Origin of the sequence: Nitratireductor sp. GCM10026969 (genome assembly GCF_042660605.1) — a bacterium.
In the GTDB taxonomy this organism is placed as follows: Bacteria; Pseudomonadota; Alphaproteobacteria; order Rhizobiales; family Rhizobiaceae; genus Chelativorans.
Genome location: NZ_JBHSUM010000102.1, coordinates 1 through 14,708, shown reverse-complemented (window position 1 = coordinate 14,708; position 14,708 = coordinate 1). Strand labels below are relative to the sequence as shown.

17 protein-coding genes and 1 pseudogene are annotated in these 14,708 nt (G+C 64.4%); 2 read left to right on the top strand and 16 right to left on the bottom strand.

Annotated elements, in window-relative coordinates:
- From ACFP9U_RS17795 to ACFP9U_RS17780, 4 genes and pseudogenes are all read right to left on the bottom strand, one after another.
- Positions 1-231: pseudogene (locus tag ACFP9U_RS17795) on the bottom strand (pyrroloquinoline quinone biosynthesis protein B); the annotation flags it as partial.
- 397 nt (positions 232-628) lie between these two features.
- Positions 629-1,501 carry a substrate-binding domain-containing protein gene (locus ACFP9U_RS17790; protein ID WP_378623505.1) on the bottom strand — a complete coding sequence of 291 codons (873 nt, stop codon included), beginning with the start codon at positions 1,499-1,501 and terminating at the stop codon, positions 629-631.
- Entirely contained in the window at positions 1,498-2,025 is a 528-nt protein-coding gene (locus ACFP9U_RS17785; RefSeq protein ID WP_378623504.1) for a c-type cytochrome, methanol metabolism-related, read from the bottom strand. The genes ACFP9U_RS17790 and ACFP9U_RS17785 overlap by 4 nt, the downstream gene beginning before the upstream one ends.
- Before the next feature lie 166 nt (positions 2,026-2,191).
- A complete protein-coding gene (locus ACFP9U_RS17780) occupies positions 2,192-4,111 on the bottom strand; it encodes a methanol/ethanol family PQQ-dependent dehydrogenase (RefSeq protein ID WP_378623502.1) in 1,920 nt (639 codons plus the stop codon).
- A 546-nt stretch (positions 4,112-4,657) separates the two neighbouring features.
- Between ACFP9U_RS17780 and ACFP9U_RS17775 the strand changes: the two genes are divergently transcribed.
- Entirely contained in the window at positions 4,658-4,966 is a 309-nt protein-coding gene (locus ACFP9U_RS17775; protein ID WP_378623507.1) for a hypothetical protein, read from the top strand.
- 39 nt (positions 4,967-5,005) lie between these two features.
- Here the strand turns inward: ACFP9U_RS17775 and ACFP9U_RS17770 are convergent, their stop codons facing one another.
- From ACFP9U_RS17770 to ACFP9U_RS17755, 4 genes are all read right to left on the bottom strand, one after another.
- Positions 5,006-5,755 carry an ABC transporter ATP-binding protein gene (locus ACFP9U_RS17770; RefSeq protein WP_378623501.1) on the bottom strand — a complete coding sequence of 250 codons (750 nt, stop codon included), beginning with the start codon at positions 5,753-5,755 and terminating at the stop codon, positions 5,006-5,008.
- The gene (locus tag ACFP9U_RS17765; protein WP_378623499.1) at positions 5,715-6,542 is read right to left on the bottom strand and encodes an ABC transporter permease; all 828 of its coding nucleotides are present in this window, start codon (positions 6,540-6,542) and stop codon (positions 5,715-5,717) included. The genes ACFP9U_RS17770 and ACFP9U_RS17765 overlap by 41 nt, the downstream gene beginning before the upstream one ends.
- On the bottom strand, positions 6,539-7,525 hold the full coding sequence (locus ACFP9U_RS17760) for an ABC transporter substrate-binding protein (protein ID WP_378623498.1): 987 nt from the start codon (positions 7,523-7,525) through the stop codon (positions 6,539-6,541). Before ACFP9U_RS17760 ends, ACFP9U_RS17765 begins: the two co-directional genes overlap by 4 nt.
- Before the next feature lie 179 nt (positions 7,526-7,704).
- Positions 7,705-7,875, bottom strand: a complete 171-nt coding sequence (locus ACFP9U_RS17755; protein ID WP_378623496.1) for a hypothetical protein — start codon at positions 7,873-7,875, stop codon at positions 7,705-7,707.
- Between the two features lie 342 nt (positions 7,876-8,217).
- Here ACFP9U_RS17755 and ACFP9U_RS17750 point away from each other — a divergent pair, with 342 nt between their 5' ends.
- A complete protein-coding gene (locus tag ACFP9U_RS17750) occupies positions 8,218-8,589 on the top strand; it encodes a c-type cytochrome (protein ID WP_378623495.1) in 372 nt (123 codons plus the stop codon).
- A gap of 55 nt (positions 8,590-8,644) precedes the next feature.
- Here ACFP9U_RS17750 and gph read toward each other — a convergent pair whose 3' ends face one another.
- The 8 genes from gph to ACFP9U_RS17710 form a co-directional block, all read right to left on the bottom strand.
- Positions 8,645-9,340, bottom strand: a complete 696-nt coding sequence (gene gph, locus ACFP9U_RS17745; RefSeq protein ID WP_378623493.1) for a phosphoglycolate phosphatase — start codon at positions 9,338-9,340, stop codon at positions 8,645-8,647.
- A gap of 122 nt (positions 9,341-9,462) precedes the next feature.
- Positions 9,463-10,149: a ribulose-phosphate 3-epimerase gene (gene rpe, locus ACFP9U_RS17740; RefSeq protein WP_378623492.1), complete on the bottom strand. Its 687-nt coding sequence runs from the start codon at positions 10,147-10,149 to the stop codon at positions 9,463-9,465.
- A complete protein-coding gene (gene cbbX, locus ACFP9U_RS17735) occupies positions 10,146-11,072 on the bottom strand; it encodes a CbbX protein (protein WP_378623490.1) in 927 nt (308 codons plus the stop codon). Before cbbX ends, rpe begins: the two co-directional genes overlap by 4 nt.
- Before the next feature lie 160 nt (positions 11,073-11,232).
- Positions 11,233-11,652: a ribulose bisphosphate carboxylase small subunit gene (locus ACFP9U_RS17730; protein ID WP_378623489.1), complete on the bottom strand. Its 420-nt coding sequence runs from the start codon at positions 11,650-11,652 to the stop codon at positions 11,233-11,235.
- A gap of 34 nt (positions 11,653-11,686) precedes the next feature.
- Entirely contained in the window at positions 11,687-11,851 is a 165-nt protein-coding gene (locus tag ACFP9U_RS17725; protein WP_378623486.1) for a hypothetical protein, read from the bottom strand.
- A 5-nt stretch (positions 11,852-11,856) separates the two neighbouring features.
- Entirely contained in the window at positions 11,857-13,317 is a 1,461-nt protein-coding gene (locus tag ACFP9U_RS17720) for a form I ribulose bisphosphate carboxylase large subunit (RefSeq protein ID WP_378623484.1), read from the bottom strand.
- Between the two features lie 33 nt (positions 13,318-13,350).
- On the bottom strand, positions 13,351-14,430 hold the full coding sequence (gene fba / locus ACFP9U_RS17715; RefSeq protein WP_378623482.1) for a class II fructose-bisphosphate aldolase: 1,080 nt from the start codon (positions 14,428-14,430) through the stop codon (positions 13,351-13,353).
- A 64-nt stretch (positions 14,431-14,494) separates the two neighbouring features.
- Positions 14,495-14,708 (bottom strand): transketolase-like TK C-terminal-containing protein (locus ACFP9U_RS17710; RefSeq protein WP_378623481.1); only part of this gene is annotated, 214 nt, incomplete at its 5' end.

The window sequence follows — 14,708 nt, the reverse complement described above, 5'->3', positions numbered from 1 at the left end:
CGGGCCATCCGCGGCCGGCTGCAGTTCGGGCGTTTCGGCGATCTGCTGCCGGATGTCGGGCGAAGCATTGAAGAGAACCCAGCGCTTGCCGTCGGCCGAGGCGGCGAGGCTCGACTGGGTGCGTGCGCGCACGCTCTGGGCGCCGGTTCGCGCGGCGCGGCTTAGCCGGTAATTGCAGTTCCACTGGGGAAAGCCGCCACCCGCCGCCGATCCGATGATCTTGAGGCGCATCCTTCTCCGTTTCGCGAAAAGAGCAAAAACCGCTTGGCACCCACGGCGCAGTACGCCATTGACGCCAAGCGCAGGACCTTCCCTCTGCGAGAAAATGCGCGTGCCCTCACGGGCACGCGCACCGCAGCTTACTTCTTGGGAGCGATCTCAGCCGGGAGATACCGCGAGATTTCCATGCCGGCCGGCACCTGGCACATGGAAGGTTTCTTCCAATTCTTCTTCATGAGTTTCCTCCTATTGCTGACGACCGAAGTCACCGGTTGCTTGCCGCCACTGCAGAGCACCTTTGCAATAGCGGGTCCACTTCCTCGCAAAAATGGACAAATGAATATATAGGTTCTCAAACACTATAAAACAAACACCGTACGCGCTCACCTCCTTTTCACATGCTCCCACATTACTGCGTAATCTCTTGATTTTGCTCATCCAGCAACGGGACGTTATATTCGAGCAGAATGCGATTGATCTCGTCCTGATTGTCCCGGATGAACCGGTTGAGCGTCCGCTTCCATTCCTGGTCCGAGGGCCGCACGCCCATGGTGATGCGGTAAGTCATCCGCGAACCGGTTTGTTCCTTGACGAGGGGCACCATAACGAGATCGGCATCCGCCTGTTTCACGTAATAGCCCGCCATCGGCCCCCAGACCGCGGCCGCGTCGATCTTGCCCTCGACAAGATCCGCAACCATGGTTTCGGCGACACTGGGCGCAAAGCGAGTATCCACCATCAGCGGGTAGACCTTGGCGTTCTTGATCAGCCCCGCCGCGGCGATGTTGCTGGACGGCGGCGTGCCCTGGACAATGCCGATCCGCTTGCCTGCAAGCTTGCCGTCCTCGATCGTTTCCACGCCGTCGAGGCCGTCGCCCTTCTTGTAGATCAGCACATAGGCGGAGCGGTAATAAGCGTTCGTGTTCTGCACGAGCTCATCGCCCTGAGCATAGCCCATGATCACGTCGCAGCGGTTGGACCGCAGCGTGTTGCGCACGAAACCGGTCGCCATCGGGAACCATTCATAGCGGACGCTCTCGCGCCCGAGCTTCTCGGCGACCAGTTCGGCAAGCTTGTTTTCGAAACCCTCCTCGCTTTCGTCCGTGAAGGGCATGTTGGAGGGGTCCGCGCAAACGCGCAGGTGATCCGGGTCGACCAGCTCCCAGGCCGCGCTCGGTCCGGCCGCCCGGGAAGCGCTCACCCCGAGGGCAGCCGCCGTCGCCAGAACGGGCAGGCAGAGCGTCACGGCGATGCGGGAGAACCTGCGGTCCGACACGGTCATCCCTCCATGCAGCTTGCTTCAAATTCTCGGGCGGCCTCGGGCTTGTCCTCCTTCTTGGGAGGCCGCCCGCGCGGGATGCCGCCCACGGCCCGCGCCCTGAGATAGACGTAGATGTCGTCCATGAAGCAGTAGACGTTCTTGTTGTCGCCGAAGGCCGGCATGACGTTTTCCTTGCCGGCGCCGAGATCCTTGCGACCCTGTGCCACCACCGACAGGAAAGTGCCGTAATCCATCGTCTTCAGCGAATCGACGAGGGCAGGCGCATAGGACGATCCCACGCCGTCAGGCCCGTGGCAGGTATGGCATTCGCCGTGATAGCGGCGGTATCCGCTGTAGGTGTACCAGTCGACCGTTCCATCGTCCTGGATGTTGAAGGTCGGGACGCCGTTCGCGTCGAAATACTTGCCGTCTTCCTCGCTCACGGCCGCCGCCTTCTCCTTGGTGTCCCGGCCGTCCTGGCCGTGGGCGACACCCAGGGTGAGCAATGTGGCGGCGAAGGCCGAGAGTGCAATACGAACTGCCATTGAGGACCTCTTGTTCAGCCACTGGCACTGCGCACGTCGTTCCGGCGCAGAGGGGGCTCCCTATCTCGCTTGTCTTGAGGTGGGAGAGTCCGGATACGGCACCGGTGCGATCCGAACTCTCCCGATTTACCGCCCCTTGCGGGGCCGTTCATCTCGGTCTGCCGGATCAGTCCGGAAGGCCGAACACCGTCAGCTGACCACCCAAGGTAGTGTAGTCGGCCAGGGCGGCATAACCACCGACCGCACCGAGACCGGCGGTTCCGATCGCCGTTTCCTCATCGGTCGGAGCCCGTTCGCCGGCCACGGCCGTCTGCCAGGCTTCAGCGCCTTCGGCTTGCAGCAGGCCGCCGGCCAGGCCGATACCAGCCCATCCGCCGACACCCGACAGCACCGCGATGTACTGCTTGCCGTCGTGCTCGTAGGTGTTGATGTTGCCGATGATGCCGGAGGGAGTCTTGAACCTATAGAGCTCGTTGCCTTCCGTATCGACGGCCTTGATGTAGCCTTCGAGCGTGCCGTAGAACACCACGTCGCCGGCCGTGGCGAGCGCACCCGACCACACCGAGAAACGCTCGGGGATCGACCAGACGATCTCACCCTTGGCAGCGTCCCAGGCGATGAAGTTGCCCATGCCGCCATGGCTGTCGGGCGTGGGATACATCGACACCGTCGCGCCGACATAAGGCTGTCCGGCCGTGTAGCTCACCCGATAGGGCTCGTAATCCATGCAGACATGGTTCGTCGGCACGTAGAAGAGACCGGTCTTGGGCGAATAGGCCGCCGGCTGCTGGTCCTTGGTTCCGAGGGCCGCCGGGCAGATACCCGTCGTGTTGGTATCCTCGCCGTTCTGATCGGTCGAATACTCCGCGACCACCTGCGGACGCCCGTACTGGTCGCTGTTGGGATCCATCTCCACATGGGTCGCCCAGTTGACCGTCGGGTCGTACTTCTCGGCGACGAGAAGCTCGCCGGTCTCGCGGTCGAGCGTATAGGCGAAGCCGTTACGATCGAAGTGCACCAGCACGTTGCGTGACTCGCCGTCGATCTCCATGCCGTCGACAAGGATGTTCTCATTGACGCCGTCATAGTCCCACTCGTCGTGGGGCGTCATCTGGTAGACCCACTTGGCCATGCCGGTATCGGCGTCACGCGCGAAGATGGTCATCGACCAGGCATTGTCGCCGGGGCGCTGCGCCGGGTTCCACGTCGAGGGGTTGCCGGTGCCGTAATAAACGAGGTTGAGCTCCGGATCATACGCGTACCAGCCCCAGGTGGTCCCGCCACCCTGTTGCCACTGGTCGCCTTCCCACGTGGTGACGCCGGAATCGGCTCCGACCGGCTCGCCCAGATGCGTGGTGTTCTCCGGGTCCATCAGCGTCTCGCTGTCGGGTCCCGTCGAATAGGCGCGCCAGGCCTCCGACCCGTCGGTCAGATTGTAGGCCGTGAAGTGGCCGCGCACGCCGAACTCACCGCCGGAAATGCCGACATAGACCTTGTCGCCGACGACCATCGGGGCGGACGTTCCCGATTCGGCCAGACTGCCGTCGGTCTGCTCGCCGTTCTGCACTTCCCAGGCCACCTCGCCGGTCTCGGCATTGAGGGCGACCAGCGTCGTATCGGCCTGGTACTGGAGAATCAGCGCCGGGCGATCGCCTTCCGCGGGTGCGTAGGCAACGCCGCGGTTGACCGTGTCGCAGCACATGATCGGAATGACGTCGGAATTCTGCTCCGGCTCGTATTTCCACAGGATGCGCCCGTCCTCGTTGAGGTCGAGGGCGTAGACGATGTTCGGAAACGGCGTGTTGAAGTACATCACGTCGTCGACGACCAACGGTCCTCCCTCGTGGCCGCGCAGAACACCTGTGGAGAAGGTCCACTTCACCTGCAGGTCCGAGACATTGTCCTTGTTGATCTGGTCCAGCTCCGAATAGCGGGTGTTGGCATAGTCACCCGTCGGCATCACCCAGTTCTTGTCGTCGCCCGACATCTGCTGAAGCTGTTCATTGGCCTGGGCTCCAAAAGCGAAGGAACAGGCCAAAGCTGTCACAGTCAGCGGAATGAGGGCATTTCTCTTGAGTACACGCATGAAATCCTCCCGACGTTCACAGACCACAATCGCGTGTGACTCCTCCCAGGAGGCACGTCTGCGATATTGTGAGGGGAAGTATTTCCGGCAGCGTGTCACGACCTAAGCCAGATGAGCAGCGGGCACCATAACTGCCCACCTCACTTGGCCTACGAAAGACAAACTCCGCTCCCTAAGACAGAGAAGTCCTTGAAGCCGGAAACAGGGGAAGGTTATGCTAGAAGATCGCGGCACACAAGAGAAAAAATTCAGCGTTTTACATTGCAGTGCAGCAATGATTTGGTGCGTCGCAAAATCCCTTGAAAATCATTGCTTCAACTTGAAAAAACTTGGCGCAAGCGCGTGTTTTTCTTGCGAAACCCGAAGGAGGCCACTTTCTGCAGGCGAAGAGGAGAGTGCTTACATGGACTGTGCGGTTGTAAACTTTCCGCATCGGCGCGAAACGGCTTGACGGGGCCGCCGACTTGTTCCCATGCTGCCCTCTAGCGGAGGACGATGATGAAGAAACGCACGGGAATGCAGGCAATCCTCTTCAGCCTGCCGGCCATGCTTCTGCTGCCGGGCGCTTCGGCGCAGGCGGCCAACAGCTATCCCACGGTCGCGGTCGCCGATTACGTGCTCGGCTGCATGATCGCCAACGGGCAAACGCGCGAGACGCTGGAGCGATGTTCGTGTTCGATCGACGTCATCTCCACGATCATCCCGTACGAGGAATACGAGGCGGCCGAGACGTTCCAGCGGATGGGACAGCTCCCCGGCGAGAAAGGGGTGATCTTCCGCCAGACGGCACCGGCCAGGAACACGACGGCCAACCTCAGGCGCGCCCAGGCCGAGGCGGACATGCGCTGCTTCTGACCCAGGACGGCAATGCACGTCTGCGGCCGCCCGGCGGTCTCAACGGTGCTCGGGGAACCTTTCCCTAAAGGAACGCAGGAGATCCTCCATCGTCTGCGGCTTGCGGTACTCCCGCGGCAGGCGGACGAGGAAGGTGCCGAGAACCCGGGCCGGTCCCGGCGAAAGCACGATGATGCGGTCTGACAGCATCAGCGCCTCGCGCAGGTTGTGCGTGACCATCAACGCCGTCGTGCGGCGCGCGGACCAGACGGACAGCAGGAGATGGCGCAACCTTTCGGCCGTCCGCTCGTCGAGCGAGACGAAGGGCTCGTCGAGGAAAAGGACGGCCGGCTCGGTGGCGAAGGCCCGCGCCAGAGCCGCGCGACGGGCAAGCCCCAGCGACAGCTCCGCCGGGTAGAGCGCACGCACCGCGGTCAGCCCCAGGCTCCGGAACAGGGAATCGAGGTCCTTGTCGCGCTCCTTTGCGGGCAGGACGAGGCGCACGTTCTGCTCCACCGTGCGCCAAGGAAGAAGCGTGGGCTCCTGGAAGACGGCGGCGACCCGCCCGTTGCTGCCTTCGGGGAGCTGGAACGTGCCGGAGAATTCCTTGTCGAGGCCGAGAAGGACGCGCAGCGTGGTCGTCTTGCCGCAGCCAGACGGGCCGAGGAGGCACGCGAACTCCCCTTCCGGGACTTCGAAGGACAGGTCGCGGATGGCCACCAGCGGCACGCCCTCGACGGAACGGAATGCCTTTTCGGCGATGTCGACCTTAAGCGGGCCTTCCGCGCCAACGGGTGGAGTATCGTTCAAAGGGCTGCACCAGGAGTAGTTCGACCACAAGCATGATGGCGACGAAGGCCAGCGTGTAGGCCAGAATCGACGCCACGTCGAAGAGCTGGAAATAAAGGTGGATCTGGAACCCCACGCCGTTCGGCCGGCCGAGCAGCTCGACCACCAGGACGATCTTCCAGATGAGCGCGATGCCGGAGCGGGCGGCGGCCGCGAAATAGGGCTGAAGCTGGGGAGCGAGGATATGGCGGACGCGGTCGAACGCCCCCAGCCGGTAGACGGCGGCCATCTCGGCATAGCGCGGCTCCAGCGCCCGCGCGCCCTCGCGCATCGTCACCACCACATTGGGAATCTTGTTGACGGCGACCGCCCCGATGGCGGCGATCTCGTTGAGGCCGAACCAGATATAGGCGAGCACGATGACGACAAGCGCGGGGATGTTGAGGAACAGCACCACCCAGGCGTTGAAGAAGCGATCGGCGCGCCGGCTCATGCCCAGGAGCACGCCGACCACCGTACCGATCCCCATGGCCAGGACGAAGGCGGCCACCACGCGACCGAGCGTCGTGCCGAGATGGAAGAAGAGCTCTCCGCTTGCGGCTTGCCGGACGAGCGCGTCCCAGACCGCAAGCGGCGTCGGCAGCGCCCGGCTCGGCCAGGCGTGGGCGGCAAGCTGCCAGACGAGGCACAAGCCGGCAAGCGAGAGGAAAACGGTGAGCAGGTGAGACCGCGCCAGGGCCCGCAGGACACCCCGCGCGCCGCCCAGGGCCGTCCGTTCGCCCTGCAGTGCACCACGCACGAGCGTCATTGCATCACACCGGTCCAGTAGGTGCCGGGCGCCATGTCAGGGGAGGGTCCCACCAGCGCCTCCCCGCCGATCTCGGCCAGGATGTCGTAGAGCCTGGCCGCGTCGGCCTCTTCGTCGGATATCGGGCGCCTTGGGATGCCTTCGCGATAGCGCTCGCGCAGCTTTTCCAACTCCTTGCCCTGTGCACGCGCGAGCGGCGCCAGGCGCTGCCACTCTTCATCGGAGGTGGCGAGCAGTTCCTTCGCCGCCGCCGAGGCCCTGGCGAAGCCGGTGATGGCGGCCGTATTGCGGGCCGCCCAGGACTCGTGAAAAACGTAGCCGAGCGCCGAAACCTTGCCGGTCGCACCGAGGGCGCGGATCGCATCGTCGGCGCCGAACAGGCGCCGGAAACCGTTCGCCTCGAGTCGCGCGCAGTAGTGCCAGAAGTTCAGCACCGCATCGAGCTCGCCCTGCATCGCCTTTTCCGCCAGCAGCGGCGGCGCGCCGTAGACGAGCTCGTTTTCGCCGGCCAGATCGAGATCGTGGTCGCGGCGGGCGACCGCCCGGATGAGAAGCCAGCTTTTGTCCAGCGGACCGCCGGCAATGCCGATTCTCCGGCCCTTCAGGTCGGCGAGCGTGGTGAGCGGGGAGTCCTCCCGCACCATGATCGCCCCCACGGCGGCGGAATAGGGCAGCAGCGTGAGATCGTCGCCCATCGCCCGCTGGCGCGACACCCACAGCCAGTCGGAGACGATGATGTCGACTTCGCCTGCCAGCATGGCGACGTTCGAGGCGTCCTCCCCGGCGAAATGGACGATGTCGAGATCGATGCCGTTCTCGATATCGAAGCCATGATGCTTGATCGTGTCGAGCGCCCAGCTCACCGTGCCGAATTTCAGCACGCCCACCCGGACCCTCTCGGCCGCGGCTGCCGGATACGGCCGGAGTGCGAGACCCGCCTGTGCGGCAAGCGCCAGATAAAGAACATCGCGTCGCGAATACATGCGCCGTCTTCCTCCCCGTCGTCAGCGTATCTTAGAGACTCTTAGGGACCTTGGATGAGGGGTGCGCCGGCTTGCCGCTTCGAAGGCCTTGCCGGTACGTATCATGCCGGCCGCGTTCTTCTTCCGACATCCGGCCTTCCATGCCCAACGCAGCCTCCGTCCAAAGTCCGTAACAGCCTCTAGATGTCCGTGTACTCTGGGACCGAGCAGTGCCAGCGCACGACCCGGAACTCGGGATGATCCTCGGTCCATTGCGCTATATAGATCGGGGCGCGCAGCATGCATTGCATCATCGAGCCGGTGTGCTCGAAGTAGATGTGCTCGGTGCGACACGCATTCGTGTTTGCCACCAGGCAAACCGTTAGAACGAGATCGATCAGGCTCAATTGGCACCTCTGGGTTGATCACGCAGTCAAACCCGTGCGCCTCCGCGCTATGCGGAGGGCGCCACGGTTTCCCACGGTGCCCGGGCGGGAAACCGATCTCAAAATAAGCTACGCGCAAGGTATCACGGCGTCAACACGCTCGGCACGCGCTCCGAACCACCGCTCATTTTGTTGACTTCCTGGCCCCGCAAGCTAGCCTGCCATATAGTGCCGCCGCACACCTCGACGCTCGGCGCGAGGGGTGCGGACGGACATCACGACCCGGGCACCATAACCAGGGCACCTAGAAAAACCGAGGAAATGCCTATGCGATTCATTGCACTCGTTTTGCCGGTCATGGCGCTGGCCGGCCCTGTTCATGCCCAGGATGCCGAAGCCGGGAAGCAGGCCTTCACCCAATGCATGGCCTGTCACAATGTGGAAGACGACAGGAACAAGGTCGGCCCCACGCTGAAGGGGGTGATGGGCAGAACCGCGGGCACGGTCGAGGGGTACAGATACTCCACCGCCATGGTCGAGGCCGGAGAAAACGGCCTCGTCTGGGACGAGGAGAGCATGTCAGAGTTCCTCAAGAATCCGCGAGAGGTGGTGCCGGGCACCAAGATGGCGTTTCCCGGTCTCAAGGATGACGAGGCGCTCGCCAACGTGATCGCCTATATCGCTCAATTCTCCGAATAAATTTTCACTTCGGCCGCCGCCTCCGCGCGGCGGCCATCAATACCACCGCCCGAGATCATGCCGCGCTGCGCATGTGCCGCAGCGCCGCCGGCAGGTCCGCAAGACCTTCGCACACAAGATCGGCATCCAGCTCTTCGACCGGCACAGGCGTATAGCCCCCACGGATCACGACGACGGGAACGCCGGCCGCGCGCGCGGCGGCGACGTCGGTCGCACTGTCACCGACCATCAGCGCCTCTTCCGGCGGGACGCCGAGCTGTTCCAGTGCGAAGAGCAGCGGGTCCGGCGACGGCTTTCCACGGACCACGGCGTCGCCGCCGACGATCGCACCGAACCGTTCGGCAAGATGGAAATGCAGGAGGACGGAACGGGCCGCAAGTTGCGGTTTGTTGGTGACGAGACCGAGACGGATGCCGGAGGCGTGCAGTTGGGCAAGCGTCTCCGCCGCGCCCGGCATGAGTTCGGTCAGGCCGGTCAAGTGCCGCGCATAGATACCGGCCATGGCGCGGTTGGCCTCCTCCAGCTGATCCTGCGAAAGCGGCACGCCGGAGGCGGCGAAGGCGCGCTCGACCAGTTTTTTGACGCCTTCGCCGATCATGGACCTGACCTGGGCAAGCGTCAGCGGTGCGAGGCCGTAGAGCTCGAGCAGTTCATTGGTGGCGGCGGTGATGTCGGGAGCCGAATCGATCAGCGTTCCGTCGAGATCGAAGAGGACGGCCCGGGGCTGTCCGTCGAAAATATTCCTGCCCATGATCAATCGGTGCTCCTTCCTTCAGGGAAAAACAGATGAAGCCCCGTCGCCCGAAGGGCATGCTGGGGCGCAATCGCGACGGGGATAAGGCAGACCCCGGCGGCCATCAAATCGAAGGCGGCTTACGCCGCCTCCCGCAACCCATCCTGCGCCGCCTGGCGCAGGGCGTCCATATTGCTCCGATAAGCCTCCGCCGTGCCGCCGCGGAAGACGGCGGAGCCGGCCACCAGCACGTTGGCGCCGGCCGCGGCCACCGCACCCGCGGTCTCCGGTGCGATGCCTCCGTCGACCTGGATATCGATCGGGCGGTCGCCCACCATGGCGCGCACGCGGCGGATCTTCTCGAGCACCGCCGGGATGAAGGCCTGCCCGCCGAAGCCGGGATTGACTGTCATCAGGAGGATGAGGTCGAGGCGGTCGAGCACATATTCGATCACGCCTTCGGGCGTCGCGGGATTGAGCGAGACGCCGGCCCTCTTGCCGAGCGCCTTGATCGCTTGCAGCGAGCGGTCGAGATGCGGGCCGGCCTCGGCATGAACGGTGATGATGTCGCAGCCGGCATCGGCGAAGGCGGCTATGTAGGGATCGGCCGGCGCGATCATCAGATGGCAGTCGAACACCTTGTCCGTGCGGCCGCGGATCGCTTTCACCACCGGTGGGCCGAAGGTGATGTTGGGCACGAAATGGCCGTCCATCACGTCGAGATGGATCCAGTCCGCGCCGGCGCCGGCCACCGCTTCGACCTCCTCGCCAAGGCGGGAAAAGTTCGCCGAAAGCACCGACGGCGCGATGATGGTTTGCCTCGTCATGTCGTCTCCTGCGCTTCAGCCTCGAAGACGCGGCTCGCCCGGATGTCCTCATCCGAAATGGTCGAAAGGGCGTCGGCGCCGACGGGGCCGTCCGCGGTCTGGAACAGACGGTTCGCCTGGCGCAGCCGCGCGCGGTCGAGCGCATTGCGGATCGAGCGCGCGTTGGCGAAGTGCGGCTGCTGCCTGCGCCTGCGGATATAATCGCGCATGGCCTTCAAGCCGGTTTCGTCGAAGCGGTAACTCTGCTGCTCCAGCATCTTCTCCGCAATCCGGACCAGTTCCTCGCTCTCATAATCGGGAAAATCGATGTGGTGGGCAATACGCGAGCGGAAACCCGGATTGCTCTCGAAGAAGCGGTCCATGCGGCTGCCGTAACCGGCCAGGATGACGACGAGGTCGTCTCGCTGGTTCTCCATCACCTGCAGCAGGATCTCGATCGCTTCCTGTCCGTAGTCGCGCTCGTTCTCGGGCCGGTAAAGGTAATAGGCCTCGTCGATGAACAGGACGCCGCCCATGGCCTTCTTGAGGATCTCCTTCGTCTTCGGCGCGGTATGGCCGATATATTGCCCCACCAGATCGTCGCGCGTCACCGAGACGAGATGGCCCTTGCGGATGTAGCCGAGGCGGTGCAGCAGGTCGGCCATTCTCAGCGCCACGGTCGTCTTGCCGGTGCCGGGATTACCGGTGAAGCTCATGTGCAGCGTCGGCGTTTCATGCGCCAGCCCCATGCTGCGGCGGGCGCGCTCCACGAGCAGAAGCGCCGCCGTCTCGCGGATGCGTTTCTTCACCGGCGCCAGGCCGATCAGGTCGCGGTCGAGCTCTGCCAGCACATCCTTGACGCCGGAAGCCTCGAACTCCGCGTGCAGATCGACAGCGGTGGGAAGTTCTTGCGGTGTCTCTTCGGTGATTGCTGCTGCCGACATGGAAATCTCCTGCCTTTCGGGTGCAGTTGTCGTTGTTCATGTTCGCGGCTTGCGCCGCGAGCCGGGATCCATTCCGTGACACGGCCATGTTTCGGAATGGATCCCGGACAGCCTCCGCTACCGCTCCGTCTTCCGGGATGACGAGCGGGGAGGGGTTACCTCACGCGTACCTGTTTCCCGCCGGCCGGTCCGCCGCGTAGGGCTTCGTCGTGTAGCGGAGCATGCGGCCGCCGATCTCCTCGCGCTCCAGCCGGTAGCCCGGCTCCTCGGCCGGCCGGTTGACGATGAAGGAGAGCTTCACCGACTCCCATCCATGGGTGGCGTCGAATGCCACCACGCGGATGTAGCGGTCGCCATAGACCTTGCGGCACTGATCGAGCTCCATGATGAGCGCTGCCGCGTCGGGGTTGTCGAACATCGGATGGCCCCACATGTCCCAATAGGTGTTGCGGGGGTGCGGATCGTCCGTGAACTCCAGGCTCACGGCCCAGCCATTGTCGATGCAGTACTGCACCTGCGCCCGGATCTGGTCTTCGGTCAGATCGGGGAGGAATGAGAAGGCTCCTTGTGTCATGCGCATGATCGAGTTCTCCATCTTCTTGAATTGGACCGGATCACTTCATCTGCGACCGGTGCATTCGGCTCTCTCGGCAGCCGCTTTGCGGCTGATTGGGGTGACGCGGCCAGGCGGCGGGCCGGAGGGCCACGGCGGCATTTCTCTCCCACGTGAACGGTGAGAGGATCAGGGCCAGCGTGAGCGCAATCAGGAACGTCGCCATGGTCTCTACGCCGCTGCGGTTGCGACCGGGACGAAGTCCGGCGAGTCGGTCGAAGCGTAGTTGAAGGTGACGTCTTTCCAGGTCTCGAGCGCCTGCTTGAGCGGCAGGCAGTGGCGCGCCGCAGCCTCCAGGATCTCCGGCCCTTCGTTGACGTAGTCGCGGCCTTCGTTGCGGGCCATGATCATCGCCTCCAGCGCCACGCGGTTTGCGGTCGCGCCCGCGGCGATCCCCATCGGATGGCCGATCGTGCCGCCGCCGAACTGGAGCACCACATCCTCGCCCAGAAGGTCGAGGAGTTGGTGCATCTGGCCGGCATGGATGCCGCCCGAGGCCACCGGCATCAGCTTGTTGAGCGAGGCCCAGTTCTGGTCGAAGAAGATGCCGTTTTCCAGCCGCATCGGATTGAACTCCTCGCGGCAGACGTCGTAGTAGCCCTTCGTTGTGGCCGGATCGCCTTCCAGCTTGCCGACCACGGTTCCCGCATGGATGTGATCGACGCCGGCAAGGCGCATCCACTTGGCGATGACGCGGAAGGAGACGCCGTGGCTCTTCTGCCGGGTGTAGGTCGAGTGGCCTGCGCGGTGCAGATGCAGAACCATGTCGTTCTTGCGCGCCCACTTCGCCATCGACTGGATGGCGGTGTAGCCGATCACGAGATCGATCATGACGATGCAGGAGCCGAGCTCCTTCGCCAGTTCCGCGCGCTCGTACATGTCCTCCATGGTGGCGGCGGTGACGTTGAGATAGGTTCCCTTGGCCTCGCCGGTCTCAGCCTGCGCCTTGTTGACCGCCTCCATGCAGTAGAGGAACCGGTCACGCCAATGCATAAAGGGCTGCGAGTTGATGTTCTCGTCGTCCTTGGTGAAGTCGAGCCCGCCCTTCAGCGCCTCGTAGACGACGCGGCCATAGTTGCGGCCCGAAAGGCCCAGCTTCGGCTTGACCGTCGCGCCGAGCAGCGGCCGGCCGAACTTGTCGAGGCGTTCGCGCTCCACCACGATGCCGGTCGCCGGGCCCTGGAAGGTCTTCACATAGGCCACCGGCAGGCGCATGTCCTCGAGCCGCAGCGCCTTCAGGGGCTTGAAGCCGAAGACGTTGCCGATGATCGACGCCGTCAGGTTGGCGATGGAGCCCGGCTCGAACAGGTCGAGGTCGTAGGCGATGTAGGCGAAGTACTGGCCCGGCGCGTTGGGAACCGGATCGACGCGGTAGGCCTTGGCGCGGTATTTCTCGCAGGCCGTCAGCCGGTCGGTCCACACCACCGTCCAGGTGGCCGTCGAGGATTCGCCCGCCACCGCCGCCGCCGCCTCGATCGGATCGACGCCATCTTGCGGCGTGATGCGGAAGAGGGAGATGATATCCGTGTCCTTCGGCTCGTAGTCGGGCTCCCAATAGCCCATCTTCTTGTATTGCATGACGCCGGCTTTGTAGCGCTCGGCTCCGGTGACGGTCTTTGTCGTGTCAGCCATGGCACTGGTCCTCTTCTTGTGTCGGTCGCTTGCTCAGGCGGCCTTGGCGGTTGCGATTTGCGGATCGAGCTGGCCGGCGGCATAGCGCTTTGCCATCTCGTCCAGGGGGATCACCTTGATCTTCGCGGCGCGGCCGGCGGTTCCGAAGCGCTCGAAGCGGTCGCGGCAGAGGTCGCGCAGCGCGTCCATCGCCGGCTTCATGAACTTGCGCGGGTCGAACTCGGCCGGGTTCTCCCTCGCGATGCGGCGGAACTGCCCGGTCATCGCCATGCGGCAGTCGGTGTCGATATTCACCTTGCGCACCCCGTGGCGGATGCCACGCTCGATCTCCTCGACCGGCACGCCGTAGGTCTGGGGCATCTCGCCGCCATGGCGGTTGATCACGTCCTGAAGCTCCTGCGGCACGGAGGAGGAGCCGTGCATGACGAGATGCGTGTCGGGCAGCTTCTCGTTGATCGACTCGATCACGTGCATGGCGAGGATGTCGCCGTCCGGCCGGCGCGTGAACTTGTAGGCGCCGTGCGAGGTGCCGCAGGCGATCGCCAGCGCGTCCACATGCGTCGCGGTGACGAAATCGACCGCCTGGTCGGGATCGGTGAGCAGCTGGTCGTGCGAGAGCTTGCCCTCCGCGCCGTGCCCGTCCTCGGCCTCGCTCTCTCCGGTCTCCAGCGAGCCGAGCACGCCCAGCTCGCCCTCGACCGAGGCGCCGACCCAGTGGGCCATCCGCGCCACGCGCCCGGTGATCTCGACATTGTAGTCGTAGCTCGCCGGCGTATTGGCGTCCGCCATCAGCGAGCCGTCCATCATCACCGAGGTGAAGCCGTGCCGGATGGCGGAAAGGCAGGTGGCGTCATCATTGCCATGGTCCTGATGCAGGCAGATGGGGATTGCCGGATACATCTCGGCGAGCGCGGCGATCATCCGCGAAAGCATGATGTCGCCGGCGTAGGAGCGCGCCCCGCGCGAGGCCTGCATGATGACCGGCGCGTCGCAGGCCCTGGCCGCCTCCATGATGGCGAGGCCCTGTTCCATGTTGTTGATGTTGAACGCCGGCACGCCGTAGCCGTGTTCGGCGGCGTGGTCGAGCAATTGTCTGAGCGTAATCAGCGCCACGGTCAGGCCTCCTCTGTCATCGCTTCGTTTGCGCCGCACGATGCGTGCATGCGGCCAGATCCATTCATCGCGGCACGAACCGCCGGTCCTGGACGAGCCGCAGGGCCGCCTCGGCCACGGCTGCCTCAGTGATGTTGAAATGCCGGTAGAGATCGGCCGCCGGCGCGCTGGCGCCGAAACCTTCCATGCCGATGAAGGCGCCGTTCTCGCCGATGATGCCGTCCCAGCCGAGCCGCGCGGCGGCCTCGACCGCGACGCGCGGCGCCGTGCCGAGCACG

Coding starts and splice junctions, on each gene's coding strand:
- cbbX (WP_378623490.1), bottom strand. CDS start 11,072: ATGTCGGCAGCAGCAATCACCGAAGAGACACCGCAAGAACTTCCCACC.
- ACFP9U_RS17775 (WP_378623507.1), top strand. CDS start 4,658: ATGCTTCTGCTGCCGGGCGCTTCGGCGCAGGCGGCCAACAGCTATCCC.
- ACFP9U_RS17790 (WP_378623505.1), bottom strand. CDS start 1,501: ATGACCGTGTCGGACCGCAGGTTCTCCCGCATCGCCGTGACGCTCTGC.
- ACFP9U_RS17760 (WP_378623498.1), bottom strand. CDS start 7,525: ATGTATTCGCGACGCGATGTTCTTTATCTGGCGCTTGCCGCACAGGCG.
- ACFP9U_RS17725 (WP_378623486.1), bottom strand. CDS start 11,851: ATGGCGACGTTCCTGATTGCGCTCACGCTGGCCCTGATCCTCTCACCG.
- gph (WP_378623493.1), bottom strand. CDS start 9,340: ATGGGCAGGAATATTTTCGACGGACAGCCCCGGGCCGTCCTCTTCGAT.
- ACFP9U_RS17785 (WP_378623504.1), bottom strand. CDS start 2,025: ATGGCAGTTCGTATTGCACTCTCGGCCTTCGCCGCCACATTGCTCACC.
- ACFP9U_RS17780 (WP_378623502.1), bottom strand. CDS start 4,111: ATGCGTGTACTCAAGAGAAATGCCCTCATTCCGCTGACTGTGACAGCT.
- ACFP9U_RS17765 (WP_378623499.1), bottom strand. CDS start 6,542: ATGACGCTCGTGCGTGGTGCACTGCAGGGCGAACGGACGGCCCTGGGC.
- ACFP9U_RS17720 (WP_378623484.1), bottom strand. CDS start 13,317: ATGGCTGACACGACAAAGACCGTCACCGGAGCCGAGCGCTACAAAGCC.
- rpe (WP_378623492.1), bottom strand. CDS start 10,149: ATGACGAGGCAAACCATCATCGCGCCGTCGGTGCTTTCGGCGAACTTT.
- ACFP9U_RS17730 (WP_378623489.1), bottom strand. CDS start 11,652: ATGCGCATGACACAAGGAGCCTTCTCATTCCTCCCCGATCTGACCGAA.
- ACFP9U_RS17750 (WP_378623495.1), top strand. CDS start 8,218: ATGCGATTCATTGCACTCGTTTTGCCGGTCATGGCGCTGGCCGGCCCT.